3 protein-coding genes are annotated in these 2039 nt (G+C 69.9%); all 3 read left to right on the plus strand.

Annotation, left to right across the window (positions count from 1 at the left end; genetic code table 11):
* Positions 1 to 432 (plus strand): helix-turn-helix transcriptional regulator (locus tag GUY60_RS37180; protein ID WP_161705919.1); only part of this gene is annotated, 432 nt, incomplete at its 5' end.
* A gap of 10 nt (positions 433 to 442) precedes the next feature.
* A complete protein-coding gene (locus tag GUY60_RS37185) occupies positions 443 to 799 on the plus strand; it encodes a chorismate mutase (protein ID WP_161705920.1) in 357 nt (118 codons plus the stop codon).
* Positions 800 to 973: 174 nt separating this feature from the next.
* Positions 974 to 2039, plus strand: a 1066-nt coding sequence (locus tag GUY60_RS37190) for a M1 family metallopeptidase (protein ID WP_246236136.1), incomplete at its 3' end; no start/stop codon positions are given.

A 2039-nucleotide genomic window follows, 5' to 3' on the forward strand; every position in this document is an offset into this window, starting at 1 on the left:
CACGAACTCCTCGTCGCCCTGCGCCGCGCCCGCGCCGACATCGCCCCCGACGGCGACCCCGTCCTCCAGGCCCTCGCCCGCGACGCGTTCCAGCCGCTCTCCGTCGCCGAACACGCCGCCCGGCACGGCATGACCCCCGCCGAGCTGCGCACCGCCGTCCGCCGCGGCGCCGGCTGCAGCCCCAAGGACTACCTGCTCGGCATCCGCCTCGGCCGCGCCAAGGAACTCCTCGCCGCCACCGAACTCCCCGTAGCCGCCGTCGCCCGCCGCGTCGGCTACGACGATCCGGCCTATTTCTCCCGCCTGTTCACCCGCCGCGTCGGCGTCGCCCCGGTCCGCTTCCGCGAACAACAGGGCCGCGCCGTACCGGGTGGCTGGTCCCAGCAGATACCCGACCCGGACGACCCGCCCATGCTCCGCCCGGCAACGTAGGCTCGCTCCTATGAGCATCACGAACAGCGACAACGGTCAGCCCGCGGAGGTCGACGCCGATGTCCGAGCCGAACTCGCCCGCCTGCGCGACAGCATCGACAACATCGACGCCGCAGTCGTCCACATGCTCGCGGAACGCTTCAAGTGCACCCAGCAGGTAGGCCTCCTCAAGGCCGCCCACCAGCTGCCCCCCGCCGACCCGAACCGCGAGTCCCACCAGATCGACCGCCTCCGCACCCTCGCGGAAAGCGCGAAACTGGACCCGGCGTTCGCGGAGAAGCTGCTGAACTTCATCATCGCGGAGGTCATCCGCCACCACGAGACGATCGCCAATACGGGCACGGGTACGGCCACGCCCGAGGCGTGAACTCCAGCCCGCCCGGCAATTCCAGCCCGTCCGGCGTTTGAGGACGAGCCCGGAGGGCGAAAGTCAGCCCCTCCGGCGTTTGAGGAGCGGGGGTCCGGGGGCGGAGCCCCCAGGGCCCAGCCCCGGCCCAGGGTGCCCCTGTGCCAACAGCAACACATCGTGCAGCATGACCCCATGTCCGTACTCACGCGCGACGAAGCGCAACAACGAGCCAAGCTCATCGAAGTCCAGCGGTACGAGGTCCACCTCGACCTGACGACAGGCGACGCCACCTTCGACTCCCGCACGGCGATCCACTTCACCACCGCCGCGGACGGCGACACCTTCATCGAGCTCAAAGCCGAAACGCTGCGCTCCGCCACGCTCGACGGACAGCCCCTCGACCCCGCGTCCCACACCGGAGACCGGCTCCCGCTGACCGGCCTCACCGCCGGCCCGCACGAACTGCACGTCGACGCCGCCATGCACTACTCCCGTACCGGCGAGGGCATGCACCGTTTCACCGACCCCACCGACGGCGAGACGTACCTGTACACGCAGGCCTGCATGGACGACGCCCAGCGGATCTACCCCTGCTTCGACCAGCCCGACCTGAAGGCCCGCTTCGCGTTCACCGTCACCGCCCCCGAAGCCTGGACCGTCCTCGGCAACGGCATCGCCACCGAACACACCCCCGGCCGGTGGCAGATCGCCGAGACCCCACCCATCTCCACCTACCTCGCCGCGATCGCCGCAGGCCCGTACCACTCGATCCGCACCGAGCACCGCGGCCTGCCCTTCGCACTGCACTGCCGCCGCTCCCTCGCCCCGCACCTCGAAGCGGACGCCGACGAACTCCTCGAAGTGACCCGCGCCTGCTTCGACCGCTACCACGAGAAGTTCGACGAGCCCTACCCCTTCGACTCGTACGACCAGGCCTTCGTCCCCGAGTTCAACGCGGGCGCCATGGAGAACCCCGGACTCGTCACCTTCCGCGACGAGTTCGTGTACCGCTCCGCCGTCACCGACACCGAACGCCAGACCCGCGCCATGGTCATCGCCCACGAGATGGCCCACATGTGGTTCGGCGACCTCGTCACCCTCCGCTGGTGGGACGACATCTGGCTGAACGAGTCCTTCGCCGAGTACATGGGCTACCAGACCACCGCCGAAGCCACCCGCTTCACCGACACCTGGACCGACTTCGGCATCACCCGCAAACCCTGGGGCTACGACGCCGACCAGCGCCCCTCCACCCACC

Source organism: Streptomyces boluensis (assembly GCF_009908195.1).
In the GTDB taxonomy this organism is placed as follows: domain Bacteria; phylum Actinomycetota; class Actinomycetes; order Streptomycetales; family Streptomycetaceae; genus Streptomyces; species Streptomyces boluensis.